Genomic DNA, 24737 nt, shown 5'->3' on the forward strand with positions numbered 1-24737 from the left:
GCCCAGGCCCTGCGACCGGATCATCTGCACGACCTGCAGCTTGAAGCTCGCGTCAAAGACTCTTCGTTTCGTGTTCGTCACGTTCGTTGCCCAGGTGATTTCCACCTATCGGTGTGTGCGAAATCATTAGATCAGGACACCTTGCAGTCCACGGTGTGCGGATACATCGGTGTTTATACACCGGGACAGCCGATCGGCCGAGTCTGCCCGGCTGCCGTGGCCCATGTACCGCGCCGCTATACTCCTGCCTCCTTTTTCAGCACCTCCCCACCCCCTCCCCGCCCTCCTCTTCCATGCGCATCGGCCCCCACTCGTTGCCGAATCGCCTGTTCGTCGCGCCCATGGCCGGCGTGACCGACCGGCCCTTCCGCCAGTTGTGCAAGCGACTGGGCGCGGGCTATGCCGTGAGCGAAATGGTGACCTCGCGCGCTGATCTGCGCGACAGCCTGAAGACCTCGCGCCGCCTGAACCACGACGGGGAGGTCGAGCCGATCGCCGTGCAGATCGCCGGCACCGATGGCGAGATGATGGCCGAGGCCACCCGCTACAACATCGACCGCGGCGCGCAGATCATCGACATCAACATGGGCTGCCCGGCCAAGAAGGTCTGCAACAAGTGGGCGGGCTCGGCGCTGATGCAGGACGAGACGCTGGCGCTGGACATCGTCGCCGCTGTGGTCGAGGCCGCCGCACCCCACGGCGTGCCAGTCACGCTGAAGATGCGCACCGGCTGGTGCAACGAACAGAAGAACGCGATGGCGATCGCCCTGGGCGCCGAGGCGCGTGGCGTGGCGATGGTCACCGTGCATGGCCGTACCCGCGAGCAAGGCTACAAGGGCGACGCCGAGTACGCCACGATCGCCGCGGTGAAGGCCGCGCTGCGCATCCCCGTGTGCGCGAACGGCGACATCACCAGCCCGCAGAAGGCACGCGCCGTGCTCGCAGCCACCGGCGCGGATGCGCTGATGATCGGCCGCGCCGCGCAGGGGCGGCCGTGGATCTTCCGCGAGATCGCGCACTTCCTCGACACCGGCGAGATCGCCGCCGCGCCGCCGACGCTGTTGGTGCGTGACTGGCTGATCGAGCATCTGCACGACCACTACAGCCTCTATGGCGAACGCGCGGGGGTCCGCACCGCGCGCAAGCACATCGGCTGGGCGGTGCACGACCTGCCCGGCGGACGCGACTTCCGCCAGCGCATGAACCTGATCGAGCGCACGGCCGCGCAGGCGCTGGCCGTGCAGGATTTTCTGGGCGCGCTGGCCGACGACCATCCGTCGTGGCCCCAGGCCGCTGCCCCCATGAACGACGACACCGCAGACGCAGAAGCACAGGCCGCATGAGCACCAGCCCCTCCGAACACAGTCCCATCGACCTGTCGATCCGCGAGATCCTGGCCGTCTATTTCCGCGACCTCGAAGGCACGGAGCCGCACGCGCTCTACGACATGGTCGTCAAGGCGGTGGAGCGTCCGCTGCTGGACGTGGTGATGTCGCAGGCCGAGGGCAACCAGAGCCGCGCCGCCGAGTGGCTGGGCATCAACCGCAACACGCTGCGCCGCAAGCTCGTCGAACACAAGCTGATCGACTGACGCTCCATAAAAGATCCACAAAACCGTCCGAATCCACCCATGACCACCGCCCTCCTTTCCGTTTCCGACAAGACCGGCATCGTCGCGTTCGCCCGCTCGCTGCACGCCCACGGCATCAAGCTGCTCTCGACCGGCGGCACCGCCAGGCTGCTGGCCGAATCGGGCCTGCCCGTCACCGAAGTCAGCGAGATCACCGGCTTCCCCGAGATGCTCGACGGCCGCGTGAAGACGCTGCACCCGCGGGTCCACGGCGGTCTGCTCGCCCGCCGCGACGTGCCGGCGCACATGGCTGCGCTGAAGGAACACGGCATCGACACGATCGATCTGCTGATCATCAACCTGTACCCCTTCGCGCAGGCCACGGCACGAGCCGACTGCACGCTGGAGGACGCGATCGAGAACATCGACATCGGCGGCCCGGCGATGCTGCGGGCGGCGGCCAAGAACTGGCAGGACGTGGGCGTCGTGATCGACCCGAGCGACTACCCGCAGGTGCTGGCCGAGCTGACCGCGTCAAAGGGCACAAGCCTGACGCGCGGCACCAAGTTCATGCTGGCCAAGAAGGTGTTCTCGCACACCGCCGCCTACGACGGGATGATCAGCAACTACCTGACCGCGCTGGAGGACGGCTCGGAAGAGACGACCGAAGCCGTGCCCGCCCGCGAGGCATACCCCGCCGTCTTCAACCTGCAGCTCCACAAGGTGCAGGGCATGCGCTACGGCGAGAACCCGCACCAGTCGGCCGCGTTCTACCGCGAAGCCGCACCGGCCGCCGGGCTGCTGTCGGGCTGGCAGCAGATCCAGGGCAAGGAGCTGAGCTTCAACAACATCGCCGACGCCGACGCTGCCTGGGAATGCGTGAAGGCGTTCGACGTGCCGGCCTGCGTGATCGTCAAGCACGCGAATCCGTGCGGCGTGGCCGTCGGTGCAACACCGCTGGAGGCGTACCAGAAGGCGCTGAAGACCGACCCGACCAGCGCGTTCGGCGGGATCATGGCCTTCAACTGCCCGGTGGACGCCGACGTGGTGAACGAGATCAACGCCAACAAGCAGTTCGTCGAAGTCGCCATCGCCCCGGCCTTCACGGCCGAAGCCCGCGCCGCCTACGCCAGCAAGACCAATGTGCGCCTGCTGGAGGTGCCGGTCGCCAAGGTCACGAACGCGCTGGACTTCAAGCGCGTCGGCGGCGGCATGCTGCTGCAGTCGGCGGACAACGTGGACATCGCGGGCGGTGAGGTCAAGGTCGTCACCAAGCTGCAGCCGAGCGCGCAGCAGATGAACGATCTGCGCTTCGCCTGGACCGTGGCGCGTTTCGTCAAGAGCAACGCCATCGTGTTCTGCAAGGACGGCATGACGATGGGCGTCGGCGCCGGCCAGATGAGCCGCCTCGACTCGGCGCGCATCGCCAGCATCAAGGCGGGCCACGCCGGTCTGACGCTCCAGGGCACCGCCGTGGCGAGCGATGCGTTTTTCCCATTCCGTGACGGGCTGGATGTCGTGGTGGACGCTGGCGCGACCTGTGTCATCCAGCCGGGCGGCTCGATGCGCGATGCCGAGGTCATCGCCGCCGCCGACGAGCGTGGCATCGTGATGGTGCTCACCGGCACGCGGCACTTCCGCCACTGACCGGCCACGCGACCAGGACAAGGCCCGGATGCGCATCCTCGGTATCGACCCGGGCCTGCAGGTCACCGGCTTCGGCGTCATCGACGCGGATGGCCCGCGCCTGAGCTACGTCGCCAGCGGCACGATCAAGACGGCCGAAGCGCCCCGCGGCGACCTGCCGCAGCGCATCCGCATCATCTTCGAGGGCGTGCGCGAGGTGGTCTCGACCTACCAGCCGGACACGGCCTCGGTCGAGATCGTCTTCGTCAACGTCAACCCCCAGAGCACGCTCTTGCTCGGGCAGGCGCGGGGTGCAGCACTGGCGGCGCTGGTGTCCTCCAGCAGCACGCTCAGCGTGTGCGAGTACACCGCGCTGCAGATGAAGAAGGCCATCGTCGGCCACGGCCATGCCAGCAAGGAGCAGGTGCAGGCGATGGTGCAGCGCCTGCTGCAACTGCCGGTACTGCCGGGCAAGGACGCCGCCGACGCGCTCGGGCTGGCGATCACGCACGCGCATGCGGGCAGTTCGTTCGCTGCATTGGCCCAGGGCGGCACGCTCAACCGCAAGGCCCACGCCCAGTACCGGGGCGGACGCAGCTACTGAGACGGCGCCATTGGGCCGTCCAGGTCCAGGCGCTCGAACACCTCTGGCGGCACAGCCGGGCTGAACAGGAAGCCCTGGTATTCATGCACGCCCCGCGCACGCAGCCATGCAAGCTGCTCGGCGGTCTCGACCCCTTCGGCCACCATGTGGACCTTCAGCACCTGGCACATGGTCACGATCATCTCGGTGAGCGCGGGCAAGGTGTCCAGCGCGCGGATGAACGAGCGGTCGATCTTGAGCGTATCGACGGGATAGCGGTGCAGGTAGGCCAGGTTGGAATAGCCGGTGCCAAAGTCGTCGATCGCGATGCCCAGCCCGAGTGCACTCAGCGCCTCCAGCGTGGCAACAGTGCGCCCGTCGTGGCCCAGCAGCACCGACTCGGTGATTTCCAGTTCGAGCGCACGCGGGTCACAGCCGGTGCGGTCGAGGATGTCACGCACGTCCTGAAGCAACGCGCTGTAGAAGAACTGGCGCGGCGAGAGATTGACGGAAATTTTCAGCACCCGGCCTTGCTGCGCCCAGTACACCTGCTGCCGTGCCGAGACTTCCAGCACCATCGCACCCAGCTCGCAGATCAGGCCACAGTCCTCGCAGACCGGGATGAAAACGTCCGGCGGAATCATGCCGCGCTGCGGGTGGAGCCAGCGAACCAGCGCCTCGGCGCCCATGACCTGCCCGGTCTCGACGTGGATGCGCGGCTGGAAGTACACCCGGATATCGCCATGCGCCAGCGCACGGCGCAGCTCCACCTCCAGGTCGAGCCGCGACTGTGCCGCCGCATTCATGGCCGGCTGGAACCAGGCCATGCCGTTGCGCCCGGCCGCCTTGGCGCTGTACATGGCCAGGTCGGCGTGGCGCATCAGGGTGTCGATGTCGGTGCCGTCCTGCGGGAACAGGCTCACGCCGACGGAAGGGGTGACGCGCAACTCCGTCTGTGAAATCTGCACCGGCTGCGCAATGAGTGCCACCAGCTCCTGCACGCGCCGGGAGGCCACCGCCGCCGCATCTGCGTGCGGCACCAGGAGCAGAAATTCATCGCCCCCCAACCGTGCCACCCGGTCCTGTGGCCCGAGCACGGCGCGCAAGCGCAGGGCCAGGTGCATGAGCAGCTCGTCGCCGACGCCGTGGCCGAGCGAGTCATTGACGCGTTTGAAGTGGTCAAGGTCGATGAAGATCAGTGCCGCCTGCAAGCCCCTGCGCCGGCAGTCTTCCAGCGCCTGCGGGTAGGCCTTGATGACGTGGTTGCGGTTAGGCAAGCCCGTCAGCAGGTCGTGATCGGCAAGGTACTGCGCCTGCGCCTGCGCCTGCTTGAGATCGCTGATGTCGATCTCGGTGACCAGCAGGGCCTGACGCCCCGTGGCGGCGTCCCGGCACAGCCGGGCCGAGAGATCGTGCCAGCGCGTCCCTGTGGCGGTCACGACGCGGGCAATGCGCTTGCAGTGGCCGCGTTCAACCAGCGCACGCACCAGCGCGCGGAGGTCGCTGCGCTCGACGAGGCGCTGCCGCAGAGACTCGCTGCCTTCGGCCACGCTGGCCCGCGCCGCCGGGTTGCGGTAGAGCGCACGGCCACCGCGGCTGTAGAGCGTGGTCATGACTTCGGTGTGCAGCAGCGCCTCGACGCTGCGCAGCGAGTCGGGCGGCATGGCCTCCTGCGGTCGGGCTTCGCAGAGCATGGCCATCCGGCCGTCCGGCAGGCGTACGCCACTGAAGCCGACCCACATCGTCGCGGGCCGCCCGCCGGGATAGAGCGTCCACTGCTCGGAGAAGCGGGCATCGCCGCACTCGAAATCCTGCTGGTACTGGCGCAGGCGGCAGGCGACGCTGTCGGACATGTCCTCCCCCATGTCGCGCAGGCGCAGTTCGGCCAGCGACCCGGCCTGCCAGAGCTGCAGCGCGGCGCTGTTGGCCCAGCGGACGCGGCTGTGGTCGATGTCGAAGATCCAGATTGGCTGATGGAGCGCCTCCAGCATCGGCGCCTCTGAGGGAAACCCCCTCTCCGCCGCAACAGGCCGGTCGACCACCGCGTGCGGGCTCATGCCGACAGGAGTTGTTCTACACCCAGGTAGTCCGGCTGCGCCTGCACCCGCACAACCCAGGCCCCGATCGCCGGCCAGTCGCCCAGATCGAATCCACCCTCTCCCGCCAGGTGGGTGTAGCCGTAGACGGCGATGTCGGCGACCGAGTAGCCATGGCCACAGAGGAAGGCGTGCTGGCGCAAGTGCGCATCCAGCACGGCCAGGCCGGCACAGCCGTCGCTGTGCCAGCGCGAGAAGTCTTGGGCGTGTTCGGCGGCGCGCTGCGGCACGATGTGCGAGAAGAAGCGCGCGGGCGAAATGTTCGGCTCCAGCGCGGTCTGCTCGAAAATCATCCACTGCAGCGCCTGCGCCCGGTGGAAAGGATCGGTCGGCATCAGGGCCGTGCCTTCACTCAGGAACCAGGCGATGGCATTGGATTCGCCCAGGCGCTGGCCATCGGCGGTCACCAGAAACGGCACTTGCCCACGTGGATTGACACGCAGGAATGCTGCGCCGCGGCTCTCGCCGGCCAGGACATCCACCGACCGGATGCGGACTTTCTCGCCGGGGCCGGCATCGCCCCGCTGTCGCAGCACCAGCATCGGCTTGAAGCTGTTGCCGGAGCCCGCGGTGATGTAGAGGGTGTGCGCGTCGCCCATGTCGAAGACTTCCTGCTCTCCGGGCGAGATCAGCGTGCCCGTTCCCGCAAACCGCCCCAGCGTGCAGATCAGTCCACAGGCCGGAACACCATTCTCAGGTGTTGTCGGATGGGACAGAAGGAAGTTGAGCACGGTGGCGCCAACTGGCACACGCACACCGCACCACTACAGGACGAGGGCCAGCCGTTCCAGCAACAGCACCGCGAAGAACGCCAGCCCTGCGATCACTGTCCAGCGGATGACGGCGATCGCCCGGCGACGCCAGATGACCTGCCCCGTCGCGAGGTAAAGCCCGAAGCTGAGCAGCCCTGCCACCAGCAGGAAAAAGACCAGGACACGGAAGACCATCATCGCCGCGTCTCCCGGCTCACCACGCGGGAGCGAGTTCGGCCATGCCCTGGGGCGCGAGCGTCTCGTCCGGGAAGGTCACGATCTCCCAGGCCGTCTCGTCGGCCAACAGTTTGCGCAGCAGCTTGTTGTTGAGCGCGTGGCCACTCTTGAAGGCGGTGTAGTCCGCCAGCAGCGGTTTGCCGCAGACGTGCAGATCGCCGATCGCGTCGAGGATCTTGTGCTTCACGAACTCGTCGTCGTAGCGCAAGCCGTCTGCATTCAGCACGCGGTAGTCGTCGATGACGATGGCGTTGTCCATGCTTCCACCCAGGCTCAGGCCACGCGAACGCATCATCTCCACGTCCTTCGTGAAGCCGAAGGTGCGGGCGCGGGCAATGTCCTGCTTGTAGCGACCCGTGGCGAAATCGAAGACAACGCGCTGGCCGGTGGCATCCACCGCCGGGTGGTCGAACTCGATCTCGAAGCCGAGGCGGTAGCCGTGGTGCGGTGCAAGCCGGGCCCACTTCAGCGTGCGGCCTTCGCCTTCGCGGATCTCGACTGCCTTCTTGACACGCAGGAACTTCTTCGGCGCGTCCTGCAGCGCGATGCCGGCACTTTGCAGCAGAAACACGAAGCTGGCCGCCGAGCCATCGAGGATGGGTACCTCGTCGGCCGTGATGTCGATGTAGAGGTTGTCGATGCCCAGACCGGCGATGGCAGACAGCAGGTGCTCGATGGTCTGGACCTTGGGGGCGCCCGGATCACCACCCGGTGAGATGGTCGTGGCCATGCGGGTGTCGCAGACCGACCCGGGTGTCACGGGGATGTCCACCGGGTGCGGCAGGTCGATGCGGCGAAAGACCAGCCCGGTGTCCGGCGCCGCGGGCCGCAACGTCAATTCGACCTTCTGGCCGCTGTGCAGACCGACTCCGACGGCACGGGTCAGCGACTGAAGGGTACGTTGTTGCAGCATGGACGCATTTTAGGCAGCGAAAAGCCCGGTGTCCTGAAGGACACCGGGCCGAGACGGGAGCGGCAGCAGCGGGCGAACGCGGATCAGTCGGCCTGCTTGCGCAGGAAAGCCGGGATCTCGATCTCGTCCATGCCGTTGGCAGCCAGCGCATCGACCTTGGCAGAGGCCTGGGTGCGGTTGGGCCGCCACACGCTCGGCGCATTGGCGTGGCTCGGCGCGATGAGCGGGTGCGTCAGCACGGGGATGTTGTCGGTGCCGGTGCGCTGGCCCATCGAGGGCTGCACGACCTGCATCGGCGCCACGCGCTGCTGCGGGACCTGCTGCTGTTGCTGCTTGCCGGCCGAGGCCAGGCCGGTGGCGATCACCGTCACGCGCAGGGCGTCGCCCAGGCTCTCGTCGTAGGCGGTGCCGTAGATGACGTGGGCTTCGTCGGCGGCGTAGCGGCGGATGGTGGTCATCGCGTTGCGGCTTTCGGCGAGCTTGAAGTTCTGCTTGCTCGCCGCGATCAGCACCAGCACGCCACGCGCGCCAGACAGGTCGACGCCTTCCAGCAGTGGGCAGGCCACCGCGGCTTCGGCCGCCTTGGTGGCGCGGTCCGGACCGCTGGCGGTGGCCGTGCCCATCATGGCCTTGCCGGGTTCGCTCATCACGGTCTTCACGTCCTCGAAGTCCACGTTGACGAGGCCGGGGATGTGGATGATGTCGCTGATGCCGCCGACCGCGTTGCGCAGCACGTCGTTGGCTTCGGCAAACGCCTCTTCCTGCGTCACGTCGTCGCCCAGCACTTCGAGCAGCTTCTCGTTGAGCACGACGATCAGCGAATCGACGTTGGCTTCGAGTTCGTTCAGACCGACATCGGCCTGCTTCGTGCGGCGCGGGCCTTCGAAGTCAAACGGCTTGGTGACGACGCCGACCGTCAGGATGCCCATGTCCTTGGCGAGGCGGGCGATGACCGGAGCCGCGCCGGTGCCGGTGCCGCCACCCATGCCGGCGGTGATGAACACCATGTGCGCGCCTTCGAGCGACGACTTGATGCGGTCCACCGCCTCTTCGGCGGAGGCTTTTCCAGCTTCGGGACGCGAACCAGCCCCCAAACCAGTGTGCCCCAATTGCAACAAAGTGTGTGCCTTGGAGCGATTCAGGGCCTGGGCATCCGTGTTGGCGCAGATGAACTCCACCCCTTGCACCCCAAGGTTGATCATGTGATCGACCGCATTGCCGCCGCCGCCGCCCACGCCGATCACCTTGATCTGCGTGCCCTGGTTGAACTCTTCAATCATCTCGATTCCCATGCCGCTCTCCTTGGATCTGAATTACATCAGAAACTCTTCAAGAACCAATCCCGTGCCTTGCCGAACAAACCCTGCGCCGTGCCGCCGGATGGATTCGACCTCAATCCCCGCATGCGCGCCAGGCGCGCTTCCTCCAGCAAGCCCATCGCCGTCGAGGCGCGGGGGCTGGCCACCATGTCATGTAGGGCTCCGCTGTACGTCGGAATCCCCATGCGCACGGGTTTGAGGAATATGTCTTCCGCCAATTCGATCATTCCCGGCATCACTGCCGAACCACCGGTCAGCACAATGCCAGAAGACAGCAGCTCCTCGTAGCCACTGTCCCGAATCACTTGCTGAACCAGCGAAAAAATCTCTTCTACCCGCGGTTCGATCACGCCGGCCAAGGCCTGCCGGCTCAGCACCCGAGGCACCCGGTCCCCCAGACCGGGCACCTCCAGCTGCTCGGATGGATCGGCCAGCAGCTGCTTGGCCACGCCGAACTCGATCTTGACGTCTTCAGCATCCTTGGTCGGCGTGCGCAGGGCCATCGCAATGTCGCTGGTGATCAGATCCCCGGCAATCGGTATCACTGCAGTATGACGGATTGCCCCGTCCGTGAATATCGCCACATCGGTGGTGCCCGCCCCGATATCCACAAGCACGACGCCGAGGTCCTTTTCATCCGGGGTCAATACCGACAGGCTCGACGCACTCGGATTCAGCACCAGCTGCTCGACCTCCAGCCCGCAGCGCCGCACGCACTTGACGATGTTTTCAGCGGCGCTGAAGGCGCCGGTGACGATATGCACCCGCACCTCCAGCCGCTCGCCGCTCATGCCCACCGGTTCGCGCACTTCCTGGCCGTCGATGACAAATTCCTGTGGCTCGACCAGCAAAAGCCGCTGGTCGTTGGGGATATTGATCGCCTTGGCCGTCTCGACCACGCGGGCCACGTCGATCGCTCCGACTTCCTTGTCCCGGACAATGACCATGCCAGTGGAGTTGCGGCCACGGACGTGGCTCCCGGAAATGCCGGTGTAGACGCGCCCGATCTTGCAATCGGCCATCATTTCGGCTTCTTTCAGGGCGTGCTGGATCGACTGCACGGTGGCGTCGATGTTGACCACGACCCCCCGCTTGAGCCCGTGCGAGGACGCCACACCGAGCCCGGCAAGACGCATCTCGCCGTCTGGCAGGATCTCAGCCACCACGGCCATGACCTTGGCGGTGCCGATATCGAGTCCGACGACCAGATCGTTGTATTCCTTGGCCATTCGTGTTCCTTGCATATCGCCTTCAATGACCCTTGCCTGCGCGGACGGCCACCGGCGTCGTGCCCATGCCGACCAGACGCAGGGCATAACTTTCACTGTGCCGCAGGTCCGCGTACTCGATGGCCCGGTGATCGAAGCGCGCGGTGATCTGTCCCACGGATTGGACAAACCGTTGGGTGCGAGCGACGATCTGGTCGGACTCGCCCCGCCCGAGTTCCAGCAGCGTGTCGCGGTCCAGGTGCACGCGCCAGGAACCGCGGTCGGTCAGCACCACCCGGTCGACGCGCTGGCGCAGTGGCGCGAGGACCGGTACCAGCGCCAGCCACATCGTCATCACCTGCAGCGAGGTCCCGGTCGGACCAGCCAGCGTGGGCAGGTTGTCGTCCTCGACATCGCCAAGGTTCACCTCGAACAGCTCGCCGTGCGTATTCACCAGCAGGTGGTCGGTGTCCTCGCGCGCCCAGTAGGCCACCGGACGGTGTTCCTCGATGCGCACGACCAGGTCGTGCGGCCAGATCCGCCGCACTTCAGCGCGACGCACCCAGGGAACCGACTCGAACGCCGTGCGGGCCTGACCCAGGTTCATCGTCAGATAGCTGCCCTGCAGCAGCGGCGTGACATGCCTGCGCACGGTTTCGGCGGTGTTGTGGGCCACCTCGCCCTCGACGTGGATCTCGCGCAGGTTGAACCACGGTGAGCGCGCCACCCGGGTCACCAGCACGGCCAGCCCGGCCAGCAGCACCAGCACCAGCAGCACATTGGCCCCGGAGCGCATCAACCGGACGTCGATCGGCACGGCCGTGGCGGTCGGGCGGGTAGCGGAAGTCGCGGAGTAGCTGCGCATGCTGTCCCGTCAAGCCGGCTGCGGCTGCGTCTGCAGCCGCGCGCTGTCCAGGCGTGCTGCAGCCAGCACCCGCAGACACAGTTGCGGATAGTCGATACCGGCCGCGCGTGCCGACATCGGCACCAGCGAGTGACTGGTCATGCCCGGCGAGGTGTTGATCTCCAGCAGGAAAGGCTGGCGGTCGCTGGCGCGGATCATCAGATCGGCCCGGCCCCAGCCTCGGCAACCGAGCGAGCGGTACGCGGCCAGCACGATGCGCTGGATCTCGTGCTCCTCGGCCTCGGGCAACCCGCTTGGGCACAGATAGCGCACATCGTCGGTGAAGTACTTGTTCTGGTAGTCGTAGCCTGCCTCGGGGGGCACGATGCGGATCACCGGCAGCGCGCGGGCACTGGCCCCCTCGCCCATCACCGGGCAGGTGACCTCGTCGCCCTGGATGAACTCCTCACCCAGCACATCCGGGTCGAAGCGCAGCGATTCGGCCACGGCGGCATGGATGTCCTCGGCGGCGTTCACCTTGGTCACGCCGATGGAGGAGCCTTCACGCGGCGCCTTGACGATCAGCGGCAGGCCAAGCTGCGCTGGCAGGGCGGCGATGGTGGCGGCGTCCTGCTGGTCAGGGGCCAGCCAGACGTGGCGCGGCGTCGGCAGCCCTTCGGCCAACCAGAGCCGCTTGGTCATGACCTTGTCCATCGCGATCGCCGAGGCCATCACGCCCGAACCGGTGTACGGAATGCCCATCATCTCCAGCGCGCCCTGGACGCAGCCGTCCTCGCCGTGGCGGCCGTGCAGCGCGATGAAACAGCGGTCGAAGCCCTGCGCCTTCAACTCGTGCAGGCCACGCTCGGCCGGATCGAAGGGATGCGCATCGACGCCCAGCGATTGCAGCGCCTGCAGCACGCCTGTGCCGCTCATCAGCGACACCTCGCGCTCGGCCGAGGTACCGCCCAGCAACACGGCGACCTTGCCCAGCTTGTTCACGTCCGTCCCGCTCATCACGCCCGCCCTCCGACCAGCTCCACCACCCGCGCCGGCACGCCGCCGATCGTGCCCGCGCCCATCACGATCACCACATCACCACCCTGCGCCTGCTCGGCAATGGTCTGGGGCAGCTCGGCGATGTCGTCCACGAACAGCGGATCGACCTTGCCCGCCACGCGCAGTGCGCGCACCAGTGCCCGCCCGTCGGCAGCGACGATCGGCGACTCTCCGGCCGAATACACCTCGGTCAGCAGCACGGCGTCTGCAGTGCCGAGCACCTTGACGAAGTCCTCGAAGCAGTCGCGGGTGCGGGTGTAGCGGTGCGGCTGGAACGCCAGCACGAGGCGCTGACCCGGGAACGCGCCCCGCGCCGCCGCGATCGTCGCCGCCATCTCGACCGGGTGGTGGCCGTAGTCGTCGATCAGCGTGAACTGGCCGCCGTCCTTGGCGGGGTGGTCACCCCAGTGCTGGAAGCGCCGCCCCACCCCGCTGAACTTCGCCAGCGCCGTGGCGATCGGCGCATCCGGCAGCTCCAGCTCGGTGGCGATGGCGATGGCGGCCAGCGCGTTGCGCACGTTGTGCTCGCCCGGCAGGTTCAGCGTGATGTGCAGATCGGCCAGCGCCACGCCGTTGCGGCGCTGGCAGGTGAAGCGCATCTGGCCGCCGGGCAGCGCCTGCACGTCCACCGCGCGCACCTGCGCGTCCTCGCCGAGACCGTAGGTGACCACTGGCCGGGAAATCATCGGCATGATCGAGCGCACACCGGGATCATCGCTGCACAGCACGGCCGCGCCATAGAACGGCATCTTGTGCAGGAAATCGACGAACGCCGCCTTCAGCCGAGCGAAGTCGTGGCCGTAGGTATCCATGTGGTCGGCGTCGATGTTGGTGACGACGGCCAGCACGGGCAGCAGGTTGAGGAAAGACGCGTCCGACTCGTCGGCTTCCACGACGATGTACTCGCCTGAACCGAGTGCGGAGTTCGCGCCCGCCGCGTTCAGCTTGCCGCCGATGACGAACGTGGGGTCGAGTCCGGCCTCGGCCAGTACGCTGGTGACGAGCGAGGTGGTGGTGGTCTTGCCGTGCGTGCCGGCGATGGCGATGCCCTGCTTCAGGCGCATCAGCTCGGCCAGCATCACCGCGCGCGGCACCACCGGGATGCGCTGGGCGCGGGCCGCGATCACTTCGGGGTTGTCGCCCTTGACCGCGGTCGAGGTGACCACGGCCTGCGCGCCAGCGATGTGCGCCGCTTCGTGGCCGATGTGGATGCGGATGCCGAGTTCGGCCAGGCGGCGGGTGACCGCGCCATCGGACTGGTCAGATCCCGAGACGACATAGCCCAGGTTGTGCAGGATCTCGGCGATGCCGCTCATGCCGGCGCCACCGACGCCGACGAAATGGATGTGCTTGACCGCGTGTTTCATGAAGGCTTGGTGGAGGTCCGGGTGGGAAGCTGGGTGAGTTGTTCGATCGCGTCGGCCACGCGCTGCGCGGCGTGCGGCAACGCCAGTGCGCGCGCCCGCTCCGCCATCCGCAGCAGACGGGGCCGGTCGAGATGGCGCAGCAAATCGGCCAGCCGCTCCGGCGTCAGCTCGGTCTGCGGCAGGTGGAGGCCGGCGTCGTGCTGCGCCATCCACTGCGCATTGTCGCGCTGGTGCGCCGTCGTGCTCACCACCAGCGGCACCAGCACCGACGGCACGCCCGCCGCGCACAGCTCGCTGACCGTCACCGCGCCCGCCCGGCAGACGATCAGATCACAGTCGGCGAGCCGACGCCCCATGTCGTCGATGAAGGGCACGACCTCGACGCCCGTGGAGCCATGCGCCAGATCGAGCAGCCCGGCCTGTGCATAGGCGGCGCGCACCTTCTCGTGGTGTGCCAGGCCGGTCTGGTGGGTGACCACCGGCCGCTCGGCCGCAGACAGCCGCGCCAGCGCACGCGGGACGGTGTCGTTGAGCACCTGCGCCCCCAGACTGCCGCCGACCACCAGCACACGCAGCGGCCCGGTGCGGCCGGCAAACCGCTGGGCAGGCGGCGCGATGGCCTCGATCTCGGTGCGCACCGGGTTGCCGGTGACGGTGCCCTGTGGCACGGCGCGTGCCGCCTCGCCGTCGAAACCGAACGCCACCCGGTCGGCAAACTTCAGCAGCGAGCGGTTCGACAGCAGCAGCTCCGCATCCGCGTTGACCAGCACCAGCGGGAGCCCGAGCCAGCGCGCCATCAGACCCCCGGGGAAGCAGACATACCCGCCCATGCCGAGCACGGCGTCGGCCTGGCGCCGCTTCAGGATGCTGCGGCAGGCGAACAGTGCCTTGAGCAACTGCACCCCGCCACGCAGCGCGCCGAACCTCCCCTTGCCACGCAGACCGGCGAAGTCGATCGTGTCCATCGGCAGACCCGACGGCGGAACCAACCGGTTTTCCATCCCGTGCGACGTGCCCAGCCAGCTCACCTGCCAGCCGCGCGCCTGCATCTCGCGCGCGACGGCCAGCCCCGGCATGATGTGGCCGCCCGTGCCGGCGGCCATCACCACCAGATGGTGGGCGCGGCGCGGCGTGGTCTGCGGCTCAGCGTTCACGGCTGCCTCCACCGCGCAGGATCTGGCGGTTTTCCATGTCCACGCGCAGCACCACCGCCAGGGCAATGCAGGTCAGGATGATGGCCGAGCCGCCATAGCTCAGCAGCGGCAGCGTCAGCCCCTTGGTCGGCAGCACCCCCAGGTTCACGCCCATGTTGATGAACGCCTGCCCGCCGATCCACAGCCCGATGCCCTGTGTGGTCAGCCCGGCAAACACGCGGTCGAGCGCGATGGCCTGCCGCCCGATGATGAAGGTGCGCCTCACCATCCAGAAGAACGCCAGGATCACCGCCAGCACGCCCATCAGGCCCAGTTCCTCGCCGATGATGGCGAGCAGGAAGTCGGTGTGGGCCTCGGGCAGGTAGTGCAGCTTCTCGACCGACTGGCCCAGCCCCTGACCGAACACCTCGCCGCGCCCGAAGGCGATCAGCGAGTGGGTGAGCTGGTAGGCCTTGCCCATCGCGTTGGCTTCGTCCCACGGATTCCAGAACGCCTTGATGCGCTCCCAGCGGATCGGCGACAGCCAGATGATCGACAACAACGCGCCCAGCAGCGTGGCCATCATGATCGTGAACACCTTGCCGTTCACCCCGCCCAGAAACAGGATACCCACCGCGATCAGCGCGATGACGATGAAGGCGCCCATGTCCGGCTCGGCCAGCAGCAGCAGCCCGATCACGCCGAGCGCGATCGCCATCGGCAGCACGGCACGGCTGAAGCTCTCCTTCACGTCCATCTTGCGCACCATGTAGTTGGCGGCGTACATGGCCATGGCGAGCTTGGCGAGTTCACTCGGCTGGAAATTCATCACCCCGAGCGGAATCCAGCGCCGCGACCGGTTCACCACGCGACCGATGCCCGGAATCAGCACCATGACCAGCAGCAGCAGCGCCACCACGAACAGCCATGGCGCCATCTTTTCCCAGCTGCGCATGGGAATGGCCAGTGTCGCGCACGCGGCCACGACGGCCAGCGTGATGGACAGGATGTGGCGCATCAGGAAGTAGTTCGACGTGTAGTTGACGTACTTCGGGTTGTCCGGGAGCTGTATCGAGGCCGAATACACCATCACCAGCCCGAGCGAGAGCAGCCCGGCGATGACCCAGGCCAGCGTCTCGTCGAAACCGACCCAGCGCGTGGGCGTGCCGGAGGAAATTGCGGTCCAGTTGCGCACCGGCACATCGGCCCGCGTGCGGCGGCCCCACCAGTCGCCGAGTCGGCTGATCGCGTTCATGCGCCCAGTTCCCCATGGTCATTGGCCAGCGCCTGCACGGTGTCGATGAAGACCTCGGCGCGGTGGGCGTAGTTGCGGAACATGTCGAGGCTGGCGCACGCAGGGCTGAGCAGCACGGCGTCGCCGGAGCGGGCCTGGGTGTAGCACCAGCGGGTCGCATCTTCGAGCGTGGCGAAGGTCTGCATCGGCACGGCCACGTCCTGCAGCACGCGGCCGATCGCCGCGGCGTCACGGCCGATCAGCGCGACAGCGCGGGCATGGCGCTCGACGGGCGCGACCAGCGGCGTGAAGTCCTGGCCCTTGCCGTCGCCACCGAGGATGACGACCAGCTTTGCCGGCGCCCGGTCCGCGCCGAGGCCGGTCAACGCGGCGACGGTAGCGCCGACATTGGTGCCCTTGCTGTCGTCGTAGGCGTCCACGCCGTCGATGGTGTTGATGTATTCGACGCGGTGCGGCTCGCCGCGGTATTCGCGCAGACCATGCAGCATCGGCGCCAGCGGCACGCCGACGGCGGTGGCCAGCGCCAGCGCCGCGAGCGCATTGGCGGCGTTGTGCCGACCGCGGATGCGCAGCGCATCCGCCGGCATCAGCCGCTGCAGCGTCGTCTCGACCGGTACCGCCACGGCGCCACGGCGCACGCGCACGGGCGTATCGTCCGCCGCCTGCGCGCGCACAAGCCAGGCGATGCCGTTGTCGATCACCAGGCCCCAGTCGCCCACGCGGCGCGGCGCATCCAGACCAAAACGGACGACATGGGTGCACGCGTCGCGTGCCGCCATGGCCTCGACCTGCGCATCGTCGGCGTTGAGCACCCGCACCGTGTCCGGCCCGAAGATGCGCGCCTTGGCCTCGGCGTAGGCAGCCATCGAGCCGTGCCAGTCGAGGTGGTCCTGCGTCACATTGAGGACGGTGGCGGCGGTCGGGTTGAAGCCGGTGACGCCGTCCAGCTGGAAGCTGGAGAGTTCCAGCACCCAGACGTCGGGCAACACCGCCGCGTCGAGCGCAGCGGTCAGCGTGTCCAGCAGCGTCGGGCCGATGTTGCCCGCCATCGCCACGCGCAGTCCGGCGCGTTCGGCCAGTTGCGCAGTCAGTGACGTGGTGGTGGTCTTGCCGTTGGTGCCGCTGATGGCGATGACCTTGGGCGCGTAGCCTTGCGCGACCTGCACATCCTTCAGCGCCAGCGCGAACAGCGACAGCTCGCCCTGCACCGCCGTGCCGCGCGCGCACGCCGCGTCCAGCAGCGGCGCGAGCGCCGGGTCCAGCGGCGACAGGCCGGGGCTCTTGAGCACCAGCGTCACGCCGTCGAGCAAGGACAGCGACAGCGGCCCGCCGTGGAACTCGGCTCCGGGCACCTCGGCGGCGAGCTCCGCCAGCTTCGGCGGCGCCTCGCGCGTGTCGGCCACCACGATGCGCGCCGCGCCGCAACGCCGTGCCCAGCGCGCCATCGCCAGTCCCGACTCCCCCAGGCCCAGGATCAGCAGCGACAAGTCCTTCAGTGCATTCATTGTCGTTTCCGTGCGCCAGTACAGCTCAGCGCAGCTTCAGGGTGGACAGGCCCACGAGGCACAGCAGCATCGTGATGATCCAGAAGCGGATCACCACCTGTGTCTCGATCCAGCCCTTCTTCTCGAAATGGTGGTGCAGCGGCGCCATCAGCAGGATGCGCTGGCCGGTGCCGGTGCGCTTCCTGGTGTACTTGAACCAGCCGACCTGGACCATGACCGACAGCGCCTCGACCACGAAGATGCCGCCCATGATGCCGAGCACGATCTCCTGGCGCACGATCACCGCGATCGTGCCCAGCGCGCCGCCCAGCGCCAGCGCACCGACATCGCCCATGAAGACCTGCGCCGGGTGGGCGTTGAACCAGAGGAAGGCAAGCCCCGCGCCGGCCATCGCCGCACAGAAGATCGCCAGCTCGCCCGCGCCGGGGATGTGCGGCAGGAACAGGTACTTCGAGAACACCGAACTGCCCGTCGCATAGGCGAACAGGCCCAGCGCCGAGCCGACCAGCACCACCGGCATGATCGCCAGCCCGTCCAGGCCGTCGGTCAGGTTCACGGCGTTGCTGGTGCCGACGATGACGAAGTAGGTCAGGAAGATGAAGCCGAACACGCCCAACGGGTAGCTCACCGTCTTGAAGAAGGGCACGATCAGGTCGGCCTTGGGCGGCAGGTCGTTCGAGAAGCCGGAGATGACCCAGCGCATGAAGAGTTCCAGCACGCGCATGTTCGAGGTCTCCGACACGCTGAACGCGAGGTAGAGCGCCGCGACCAGCCCGATCAGCGATTGCCACAGGTACTTCTCGCCGGACGGCATGCCCTCGGGGTTCTTCTGCACCACCTTGCGCCAGTCGTCGACCCAGCCGATGGCGCCGAAGCCCATCGTCACGGTCATCACGATCCAGACGAAGCGGTTGCTCCAGTCGAACCACAGCAGCGTCGAGATGGCGATCGCCAGCAGGATCAGCACGCCGCCCATCGTCGGCGTGCCACGCTTGACGATGTGCGCCTGCACGCCGTATTCGCGTATCGGCTGGCCGATCTTCAGCGCGGTCAGGCGGCGGATCACCCATGGCCCGAAGGCCAGCCCGATCAGCAGCGAGGTCACCGCCGCCATCACCGCCCGGAAGGTGATGTACTGGAAGACCCGCAGGAAGCCGAGGCTCTCGGGGTAAAGGCCCTGCAACCACTGTGCGAGGCTAATGAGCATGTTGTTCTCCTGGGCTGGCCGACCCGCCCTTGACCGCGGCGACCACCTGTTCCATCTTCATGAAGCGCGAGCCCTTGACCAGCACCGACTGCGCCTCGGGCAACGCAGCGCCCTCGGCCTGCATCGCCGCCACGAGGGCGGCCGCGTCGGCGTGGTGCTGCACCACGGTCGGCGGTGTGACGGCCTGCGCGGCGTGGGCCGCGAGTATGCCTGCGGTCCAGACGCTGTCGATGCCTTTTTCGGCGGCATAGCGCCCGACTTCGGCATGGAACTCCGGCCCCTGGTCACCCACCTCGCCCATGTCACCCAGCACCAGCCAGCGCGGCCCGGGCAACGCCGCCAGCACGTCGATGGCCGCCCGCACCGAGTCGGGATTGGCGTTGTAGCTGTCGTCGACCAAGGTGATCGTGCGACCGCGCCAGTCCAGGCGATGCACCTGCGAGCGGCCCTTGACCGGTTCGAACGCGGCCAGCCCGTCACGCACCGCCTCGGCCGGCACACCCGCGGCCAGCGCACAACCCGCCGCCGCCAGTGCGTTGCGCACGTTGTGCTGCCCGGCGACGGCCAGTGCCAGCGCCATCGCGCCGGCCGGGGTGTCCAGTCGGACGTCCCAGTGGTCGCCCTTCCAGTCGGCCTGCGCGGTCAACGTCGCGCCCGTGCCGGTGCCGAGCGCGAAGGTCGACACCGGTCGCACACCCGCCAGGGCACGCCACAGCGGCGTGTAGTCGTCGTCGGCCGGGAACACCGCCACGCCATCGGCCGGCAGCGAAGCGATCACCGCGCCGTTCTCGCGTGCGACCGCCTCCACCGTCTTCATGAATTCGAGGTGCTCGCGCTGCGCGTTGTTCACCAGCGCGACGGTCGGCTGGGCGATGCGCGCGAGTTCGGCGATCTCGCCGGGGTGGTTCATGCCGAGTTCGATCACCGCGATGCGGTGGTGCCGGCGCAGGCCCAGCACCGTCAGCGGCACGCCGATGTGGTTGTTCAGGTTGCCGGCGGTGGCGTGGGCCTTGTCGCCGTACGCCGTGCGCAGGATGGACGCGATCATCTGCGTCACCGTGGTCTTGCCGTTGCTGCCGGTCACTGCGATCAGCGGCAACGCCAGGCTGGCGCGCCAGCCTTCGGCCAGCACCTGCAGCGCGCGCAGCGTGTCGGGCACTTCCAGGCCGGCCAGCCCGGCCTCGGCCAGCCCGTGCTCGGCCACTGCGGCAACCGCACCCGCCGCACCGGCTTGCGGCAGGAAACTGTGGGCATCGAAGCGCTCGCCACGCAGCGCGACGAACAGGTCGCCCGGGCGCAGGCTGCGGGTGTCGGTGTGGACCCGCAGCAGCGCCGTGGCCGGGTCACCGACCAGCCGCGTGCCGGGCAGGCGCGCCGCCACCAGCGCGTGGGCCTCGCCCAGGGTCAGGAATGCAGGGGAGATCATCGCAAGGGCTCAGGGACGGTGGGACACACGGCGTTGTAGCGCAGCGGCCGCCTCACCCAGATCTGAAAAAAAGCGCTTCACGCCCGCCGTCTCCTGATAGTCCTCGTGGCCCTTGCCAGCGATGAGCACCACGTCGCGGGCATCGGCGTCGGCCAGCGCGGTGGCGATGGCCACCGCCCGGTCCTCGATGGTGCGCAGCAGCGGTGACCAGACACAGCCGGCAGCGATCTGGGCCAGGATGTCCGCGGGCGCCTCGTTGCGCGGGTTGTCGCTGGTGAGAACCACCTCGTCGGCCAGCGTCTGCGCGATGCGGCCCATCACCGGGCGCTTGGTCACGTCCCGGTTGCCGCCACAGCCGAACACGCACCACAGCCGCCCGCCCCGCGCCACCGCGAACGGCCGCAGCGCCTGCAGGGCCTTGTCGAGTGCATCGGGCGTGTGGGCGTAATCGACGACGACCTGCGGCAGCACGCCCGCGGCGATGGACTCCGGCAGCTCGACCCGCTGCATGCGCCCAGGCACCGGCATGAAGTCGGCCGCCAGCAGTGCGATCTCGGCCAGCGACAGGCCCAGCGCCCGCAGTCCGCCGAACACCGCCAGCACATTGGCGACGTTGTATTCACCGATCAACCCGGTGCGGACCGCAACGACGTCGGCGCCTTCGCGCACGCTGAAACACAGGCCGGCGGCTTCGTAGTGCAGCCCATCAGCCTGGAGACGGGCAGGCACCGTGCGCGGCTGGATCGCGTAGGTCCACACGTCCAGATCACCGCGGGCCACCAGCTCCTCGGCCAGCAGCGCACCCTGGGCATCGTCGAGGTTGACCGCTGCGGCACGCAGCCCCGGCCAATCGAACAGCGCGCGCTTGGCCAGCCAGTAGTCGGCCATGCTGCCGTGGTAGTCGAGGTGATCCGGCGTGAAGTTGGTGTACAGCGCCACGCCGATGCGCACCGCGTCCAGGCGGTGCTCGGCGATGCCGATCGACGAGGCCTCCATCACGCAGGCCGCGAAGCCCTGGTCCACGAAGGCGCGCAGGCTGCGGTGCAGCGTGACGGGATCGGGCGTGGTCAGGCCGGTGGCGATGACCTGCGCGTCGGGCGCGACGCGACTGGGTGGCTCGCCCACGCCGAGCGTGCCGATCACGCCGCAACGCCGCCCCGACAGGCTCAGCGCCTGTGCCGTCCACCAGGCGGTGGAGGTCTTGCCGTTGGTGCCGGTGGTGGCGATGACGGACAGCGCCGCACTCGGCTGTCCGTGCCAGGCATCGGCCAGACCGGCGGTCAGCGCCTTCAGGCCCGGCACGGCGGCGATCCGGGCATCGTCGAATGCAAACGCTTCCACCCCGTCGGCTTCGACCAGACAGGCCGCCGCGCCGGCCGCCAGCGCGGCGCCGACATGCACCCGGCCGTCCTGCGCATGGCCCGGCCACGCGATGAAGAGGTCACCGGGCTGCACCTGGCGGCTGTCGGTGCGCAGCAGTGCGCCCGGTGCGCGTTGCTGCAGCCAGCCGACGACGGCAGACAGACCGGCCAGCGTCTCGGGGTGCGCCATCAGAACGACTCCTCTTCGGCCTTGGCCGCCTGGGAACGGGCGATGATCTGCGGCTTGATCTCCAGATCCGGCGCCACGCCCATCACGCGCAGCGTCTGCTGCACCACCTGGCTGAACACCGGCGCGGCCACATCGCCGCCAAAGTAGATGCCGTTGCTCGGCTCGTCGACCATCACCGCGACGATGATGCGCGGCGCGTGGATCGGCGCCATGCCGACGAACCAGGCGCGGTACTTGTTGCTGACGTAGCTGCCGCCATCCTGCTTGTGGGCAGTGCCGGTCTTGCCGCCGACCGAGTAGCCAACCGCCTGCGCCTTGGGCGCCGTGCCGCCTTCGCCAGCGGCCATGTTCAGCATGGTGCGCACTTCACGCACTACCTCGGGCCGGAACACCGACTCCCCCGCCACCGGCCCGGCCTGCTTGAGCAGCGACACCGGCACCAGATCGCCGTCGCGGGCGAACACGCTGTAGGCACGCGCCAGCTGGAACAGCGAGGTGGACAGGCCGTAGCCGTAGCTCATGGTCGCCTGCTCGATCGGCCGCCAGCTCTTGTAGGGCCGCAGCTTGCCGGTGGCCAGTCCCGGAAAGGCCAGCGGCGGCTTCTGGCCGAAGCCGACCGCATGGAACACGTCCCACATCTCGCGCGGCTGCATCTGCATGGCCATCTTGACCGTGCCGACGTTGCTGGACTTCTGGATGATCTGCTGCACCGTGAGCGCGCCATGCGGGTGCGAATCGCGGATGGTCGAGCCGGTGATGGTGATGCTGCCCGGGGCGGTCTGGATGACAGTGCCCGGATTGACCCGGCCCGTCTGCATCGCCAGCGCGGTGATGAAGGGCTTCATGGTCGAGCCGGGCTCGAAGGTATCGGTCAGCGCCCGGTTGCGCAGGTTGGCGCCGGTGCGGGTCTGGCGGTCGCCGGGGGTGTAGCTCGGGTAGTTCGCCAGCGCCAGCACCTCACCGGTTTGCGCGTCGAGCACCACCACGCTGCCGGCCTTGGCCTTGTGCAGCGTCACGGCATCCCGCAGGCGCTGGTAAGCAACGAACTGGATCTTGGTGTCGATCGACAGCGCGATGTCGTGGCCGTCGGCCGGCTCGATCCGGTCGCCGATGTCCTCGATCACATTGCCCAGGCGGTCGCGCATGACGCTGCGACTGCCGTTGCGACCGTCCAGATCCTTCTGGAAGGCCAGCTCGATGCCCTCCTGGCCAGTCTGCTCGATGTTGGTGAAGCCCACCAGGTGCGCCACCGCCTCACCTTCCGGGTACTCGCGGCGGTACTCGCGCTGCTGGTGCACCCCCTTGAGCGCCAGCGCCTTGATCTGCGCGGCCACGCCGTCGTCCACCAGGCGGCGCAGCCAGACGAAGTTCTGGTTCTCCTTGAGCCGGCTGCCCAGCTCGCCCGCCGTCATGCCGAGCAGCCGGGCCAGCGCCTGCTGCTGGGCAGGCGTCGCATCGAAGTCCTTGGGGATGATCCAGATCGACTGCGCCGGCACGCTGGCGGCCAGCACCTGGCCGGTGCGGTCGGTGATGCGGCCGCGGCTCGCCTGCAGCTCGAAGGTGCGCTGGTAACGGCTCTCGCCCTGCTGCTGAAAGAAGTCGTGGTTGACGACCTGGATGTAGACCGCCCGCCCGATCAGCAGGCAGAAGGTCAACCCCACGCCCAGCACGAGAAATCGCGATCGCCAGATCGGCGTCTTGGCCGCAAGCAGCGGGCTGGAGGCGTACTTCGCGCCCTGGGGCGCCGGCTTGCGCGCGGCCAGACGCTCGCGCAGCGCATCCCTTCCGGGGAGCTTCATGGACGGCCTTTCGAAGCAGCGGCAGACGACGGCGCGGTGACAGGCAGCGAACCATCGGCCGTGAGGTACTGGGTCACCGCTGGCGTGGCAACCGTCATCTGCAGACGCTCGCGGGCCATTTGCTCGACGCGCAAGTGCGTGGCCTGGGTGCGCAGCAGCACCCGCAGCTTGTCCGCGTCCTGTTCGAGGCGCTGCGACTGGTTGCGCTCGCGCTCCAGCGCGATGAACTGGCGGCGGGTCTCGTAGGACACTTGAACCAGATACAGCGCGCTGGCGATGACGGCCAGCAGCAGCAGGATATTGAGACGGGTCATGGGCGCGTCCACACCGGTGGCAGCGCGACGTCGGTTCGTTCGGCCACCCGCAGCACCGCCGAGCGCGAGCGTCCATTGCCACTGACCTCCTCGTCGGAGGGCTTGATGCGCGCCAGCGCGTTCAGCAGCGCCGGCTTGGGTTCGGCAAACGGCGCGCGCCGGTCGAACTCTTCCCGGGAATGGCGGTTGATGAACGTCTTGACAATCCGGTCTTCGAGCGAATGGAAGCTGATCACCGCCAGCCGCCCACCCGGTTTGAGCGCCGCCAGCGAGGCCGCCAGCGCCTGCTCCAGCTCGTCCAGCTCGCCATTGACGAGGATGCGCAGCGCCTGGAAGGTGCGCGTGGCCGGATCCTGGCCGCGCTCGCGGGTGCGCACGACGCTGGCGAGCAGTTCCGCCAGCTCGCTGGTGCGCTGCAAGGGATGCCCGGACTCGCGGCGCGCGACCACGGCCCGCGCGATGGCCGGGGCAAAGCGTTCTTCGCCGTAATCGCGCACGACCTCGGCGATGCGCTCCTTCGGCGCGGTGGCGAGGAACTCCGCGGCGCTCTGGCCGCGGGTCGGGTCCATGCGCATGTCGAGCGGGCCATCGTGGCGGAAGCTGAAGCCGCGCGCGGGATCGTCGATCTGCGGTGACGACACGCCGATGTCGAGCAGCAGGCCGTCGAGCTGCGCCACGCCGTGGCGGGCCATCACGGCGGGATAGTCGGCAAAGCGGTTGTGGTCGATCGAGAAGCGCGGGTCGGCGATGCCCGCCTCGCCCTGGGTCGCATGGGCCACGGCTTCCGGGTCGCGGTCGATGGCCAGCAGTCGGCCTTCGGGTGACAAGCGCGACAGGACCAGGCGCGAATGACCGCCACGGCCGAAAGTGCCGTCCACATAGGTGCCATCCGGCCGGTGCACAAGGGCATCGACCGCTTCATGGAGCAACACCGTGCGGTGCTGTCGGGGTACTGCGTCGTCTAGGGCCATGG

General features: G+C 68.2%; 22 protein-coding genes. 4 read left to right on the forward strand and 18 right to left on the reverse strand.

The genetic code is table 11. The features are described from left to right. The first annotated feature begins 293 nt into the window (after positions 1-293). The 4 genes from dusB to ruvC are packed head-to-tail and all read left to right on the forward strand — an operon-like array spanning position 294 to position 3800. Complete coding sequence (gene dusB / locus RMP06_RS18160) at positions 294-1343, forward strand: tRNA dihydrouridine synthase DusB (protein WP_310463202.1); 1050 nt, start codon at positions 294-296, stop codon at positions 1341-1343. After that, entirely contained in the window at positions 1340-1591 is a 252-nt protein-coding gene (locus RMP06_RS18165; protein ID WP_310463203.1) for a helix-turn-helix domain-containing protein, read from the forward strand. Before dusB ends, RMP06_RS18165 begins: the two co-directional genes overlap by 4 nt. Positions 1592-1630: 39 nt before the next feature. Next, on the forward strand, positions 1631-3217 hold the full coding sequence (purH, locus tag RMP06_RS18170; protein ID WP_310463204.1) for a bifunctional phosphoribosylaminoimidazolecarboxamide formyltransferase/IMP cyclohydrolase: 1587 nt from the start codon (positions 1631-1633) through the stop codon (positions 3215-3217). A 28-nt stretch (positions 3218-3245) separates the two neighbouring features. After that, positions 3246-3800 (forward strand): crossover junction endodeoxyribonuclease RuvC, encoded by a 555-nt coding sequence (gene ruvC, locus RMP06_RS18175; protein ID WP_310463205.1) that lies wholly within the window; start codon positions 3246-3248, stop codon positions 3798-3800. Here ruvC and RMP06_RS18180 read toward each other — a convergent pair. The 18 genes from RMP06_RS18180 to rsmH all read right to left on the reverse strand — a co-directional run bounded on the left by RMP06_RS18180 (position 3794) and on the right by rsmH (position 24735). Then, positions 3794-5836 (reverse strand): putative bifunctional diguanylate cyclase/phosphodiesterase, encoded by a 2043-nt coding sequence (locus RMP06_RS18180; RefSeq protein WP_310463206.1) that lies wholly within the window; start codon positions 5834-5836, stop codon positions 3794-3796. The two genes, ruvC and RMP06_RS18180, sit on opposite strands and share 7 nt — an antisense overlap. After that, a complete protein-coding gene (locus tag RMP06_RS18185; protein WP_310463207.1) occupies positions 5833-6474 on the reverse strand; it encodes a glutathione S-transferase family protein in 642 nt (213 codons plus the stop codon). The genes RMP06_RS18180 and RMP06_RS18185 overlap by 4 nt, the downstream gene beginning before the upstream one ends. A 165-nt stretch (positions 6475-6639) precedes the next feature. Beyond that, positions 6640-6822 carry a hypothetical protein gene (locus RMP06_RS18190; protein WP_310463208.1) on the reverse strand — a complete coding sequence of 61 codons (183 nt, stop codon included), beginning with the start codon at positions 6820-6822 and terminating at the stop codon, positions 6640-6642. 19 nt (positions 6823-6841) lie between these two features. Then, entirely contained in the window at positions 6842-7777 is a 936-nt protein-coding gene (gene lpxC, locus RMP06_RS18195) for a UDP-3-O-acyl-N-acetylglucosamine deacetylase (RefSeq protein ID WP_310463209.1), read from the reverse strand. A gap of 83 nt (positions 7778-7860) precedes the next feature. Next, positions 7861-9069 (reverse strand): cell division protein FtsZ, encoded by a 1209-nt coding sequence (gene ftsZ, locus RMP06_RS18200; protein WP_310463210.1) that lies wholly within the window; start codon positions 9067-9069, stop codon positions 7861-7863. 26 nt (positions 9070-9095) lie between these two features. After that, the gene (gene ftsA, locus RMP06_RS18205) at positions 9096-10325 is read right to left on the reverse strand and encodes a cell division protein FtsA (RefSeq protein ID WP_310463211.1); all 1230 of its coding nucleotides are present in this window, start codon (positions 10323-10325) and stop codon (positions 9096-9098) included. 22 nt (positions 10326-10347) lie between these two features. Further along, a complete protein-coding gene (locus RMP06_RS18210; RefSeq protein ID WP_310463212.1) occupies positions 10348-11169 on the reverse strand; it encodes a cell division protein FtsQ/DivIB in 822 nt (273 codons plus the stop codon). A 9-nt stretch (positions 11170-11178) separates the two neighbouring features. Then, entirely contained in the window at positions 11179-12165 is a 987-nt protein-coding gene (locus tag RMP06_RS18215) for a D-alanine--D-alanine ligase (RefSeq protein WP_310463213.1), read from the reverse strand. After that, on the reverse strand, positions 12165-13574 hold the full coding sequence (gene murC, locus RMP06_RS18220; protein ID WP_310463214.1) for a UDP-N-acetylmuramate--L-alanine ligase: 1410 nt from the start codon (positions 13572-13574) through the stop codon (positions 12165-12167). The genes RMP06_RS18215 and murC overlap by 1 nt, the downstream gene beginning before the upstream one ends. Then, positions 13571-14677: an undecaprenyldiphospho-muramoylpentapeptide beta-N-acetylglucosaminyltransferase gene (gene murG / locus RMP06_RS18225; RefSeq protein ID WP_310463237.1), complete on the reverse strand. Its 1107-nt coding sequence runs from the start codon at positions 14675-14677 to the stop codon at positions 13571-13573. Before murG ends, murC begins: the two co-directional genes overlap by 4 nt. 40 nt (positions 14678-14717) lie before the next feature. Next, complete coding sequence (ftsW, locus tag RMP06_RS18230) at positions 14718-15962, reverse strand: putative lipid II flippase FtsW (RefSeq protein ID WP_310463215.1); 1245 nt, start codon at positions 15960-15962, stop codon at positions 14718-14720. Further along, positions 15959-17467: a UDP-N-acetylmuramoyl-L-alanine--D-glutamate ligase gene (gene murD, locus RMP06_RS18235; protein ID WP_310463216.1), complete on the reverse strand. Its 1509-nt coding sequence runs from the start codon at positions 17465-17467 to the stop codon at positions 15959-15961. The genes ftsW and murD overlap by 4 nt, the downstream gene beginning before the upstream one ends. Before the next feature lie 25 nt (positions 17468-17492). Then, on the reverse strand, positions 17493-18674 hold the full coding sequence (gene mraY / locus RMP06_RS18240) for a phospho-N-acetylmuramoyl-pentapeptide-transferase (RefSeq protein WP_310463217.1): 1182 nt from the start codon (positions 18672-18674) through the stop codon (positions 17493-17495). Next, the gene (locus RMP06_RS18245) at positions 18664-20100 is read right to left on the reverse strand and encodes a UDP-N-acetylmuramoyl-tripeptide--D-alanyl-D-alanine ligase (RefSeq protein ID WP_310463218.1); all 1437 of its coding nucleotides are present in this window, start codon (positions 20098-20100) and stop codon (positions 18664-18666) included. Before RMP06_RS18245 ends, mraY begins: the two co-directional genes overlap by 11 nt. A 9-nt stretch (positions 20101-20109) precedes the next feature. Next, positions 20110-21651: a UDP-N-acetylmuramoyl-L-alanyl-D-glutamate--2,6-diaminopimelate ligase gene (locus tag RMP06_RS18250; protein WP_310463219.1), complete on the reverse strand. Its 1542-nt coding sequence runs from the start codon at positions 21649-21651 to the stop codon at positions 20110-20112. Further along, positions 21651-23450: a peptidoglycan D,D-transpeptidase FtsI family protein gene (locus tag RMP06_RS18255; RefSeq protein ID WP_310463220.1), complete on the reverse strand. Its 1800-nt coding sequence runs from the start codon at positions 23448-23450 to the stop codon at positions 21651-21653. The genes RMP06_RS18250 and RMP06_RS18255 overlap by 1 nt, the downstream gene beginning before the upstream one ends. Further along, positions 23447-23764, reverse strand: coding sequence for a cell division protein FtsL (gene ftsL / locus RMP06_RS18260; protein ID WP_310463221.1), 318 nt, complete (start codon positions 23762-23764; stop codon positions 23447-23449). Before ftsL ends, RMP06_RS18255 begins: the two co-directional genes overlap by 4 nt. After that, entirely contained in the window at positions 23761-24735 is a 975-nt protein-coding gene (rsmH, locus tag RMP06_RS18265; RefSeq protein ID WP_310463222.1) for a 16S rRNA (cytosine(1402)-N(4))-methyltransferase RsmH, read from the reverse strand. The genes ftsL and rsmH overlap by 4 nt, the downstream gene beginning before the upstream one ends. Between the last annotated feature and the right edge of the window lie 2 nt (positions 24736-24737).

Source organism: Sphaerotilus sp. (assembly GCF_031429695.1).
GTDB lineage: Bacteria > Pseudomonadota > Gammaproteobacteria > Burkholderiales > Burkholderiaceae_C > Sphaerotilus.

What these genes read in the sequence shown, in the direction of transcription:
- murD (WP_310463216.1), bottom strand. Translation starts at nt 17,467, where the DNA reads ATGAATGCACTGAAGGACTTGTCGCTGCTGATCCTGGGCCTGGGGGAG.
- RMP06_RS18165 (WP_310463203.1), top strand. Translation starts at nt 1,340, where the DNA reads ATGAGCACCAGCCCCTCCGAACACAGTCCCATCGACCTGTCGATCCGC.
- RMP06_RS18250 (WP_310463219.1), bottom strand. Translation starts at nt 21,651, where the DNA reads ATGGCGCACCCCGAGACGCTGGCCGGTCTGTCTGCCGTCGTCGGCTGG.
- RMP06_RS18210 (WP_310463212.1), bottom strand. Translation starts at nt 11,169, where the DNA reads ATGCGCAGCTACTCCGCGACTTCCGCTACCCGCCCGACCGCCACGGCC.
- dusB (WP_310463202.1), top strand. Translation starts at nt 294, where the DNA reads ATGCGCATCGGCCCCCACTCGTTGCCGAATCGCCTGTTCGTCGCGCCC.
- lpxC (WP_310463209.1), bottom strand. Translation starts at nt 7,777, where the DNA reads ATGCTGCAACAACGTACCCTTCAGTCGCTGACCCGTGCCGTCGGAGTC.
- purH (WP_310463204.1), top strand. Translation starts at nt 1,631, where the DNA reads ATGACCACCGCCCTCCTTTCCGTTTCCGACAAGACCGGCATCGTCGCG.
- murG (WP_310463237.1), bottom strand. Translation starts at nt 14,677, where the DNA reads ATGGCCGCCGGCACGGGCGGCCACATCATGCCGGGGCTGGCCGTCGCG.
- RMP06_RS18245 (WP_310463218.1), bottom strand. Translation starts at nt 20,100, where the DNA reads ATGATCTCCCCTGCATTCCTGACCCTGGGCGAGGCCCACGCGCTGGTG.
- mraY (WP_310463217.1), bottom strand. Translation starts at nt 18,674, where the DNA reads ATGCTCATTAGCCTCGCACAGTGGTTGCAGGGCCTTTACCCCGAGAGC.
- ftsA (WP_310463211.1), bottom strand. Translation starts at nt 10,325, where the DNA reads ATGGCCAAGGAATACAACGATCTGGTCGTCGGACTCGATATCGGCACC.
- RMP06_RS18180 (WP_310463206.1), bottom strand. Translation starts at nt 5,836, where the DNA reads ATGAGCCCGCACGCGGTGGTCGACCGGCCTGTTGCGGCGGAGAGGGGG.
- ftsL (WP_310463221.1), bottom strand. Translation starts at nt 23,764, where the DNA reads ATGACCCGTCTCAATATCCTGCTGCTGCTGGCCGTCATCGCCAGCGCG.
- rsmH (WP_310463222.1), bottom strand. Translation starts at nt 24,735, where the DNA reads ATGGCCCTAGACGACGCAGTACCCCGACAGCACCGCACGGTGTTGCTC.
- RMP06_RS18190 (WP_310463208.1), bottom strand. Translation starts at nt 6,822, where the DNA reads ATGGTCTTCCGTGTCCTGGTCTTTTTCCTGCTGGTGGCAGGGCTGCTC.
- RMP06_RS18255 (WP_310463220.1), bottom strand. Translation starts at nt 23,450, where the DNA reads ATGAAGCTCCCCGGAAGGGATGCGCTGCGCGAGCGTCTGGCCGCGCGC.
- murC (WP_310463214.1), bottom strand. Translation starts at nt 13,574, where the DNA reads ATGAAACACGCGGTCAAGCACATCCATTTCGTCGGCGTCGGTGGCGCC.
- RMP06_RS18185 (WP_310463207.1), bottom strand. Translation starts at nt 6,474, where the DNA reads ATGGGCGACGCGCACACCCTCTACATCACCGCGGGCTCCGGCAACAGC.
- ftsW (WP_310463215.1), bottom strand. Translation starts at nt 15,962, where the DNA reads ATGAACGCGATCAGCCGACTCGGCGACTGGTGGGGCCGCCGCACGCGG.
- ruvC (WP_310463205.1), top strand. Translation starts at nt 3,246, where the DNA reads ATGCGCATCCTCGGTATCGACCCGGGCCTGCAGGTCACCGGCTTCGGC.
- ftsZ (WP_310463210.1), bottom strand. Translation starts at nt 9,069, where the DNA reads ATGGGAATCGAGATGATTGAAGAGTTCAACCAGGGCACGCAGATCAAG.
- RMP06_RS18215 (WP_310463213.1), bottom strand. Translation starts at nt 12,165, where the DNA reads ATGAGCGGGACGGACGTGAACAAGCTGGGCAAGGTCGCCGTGTTGCTG.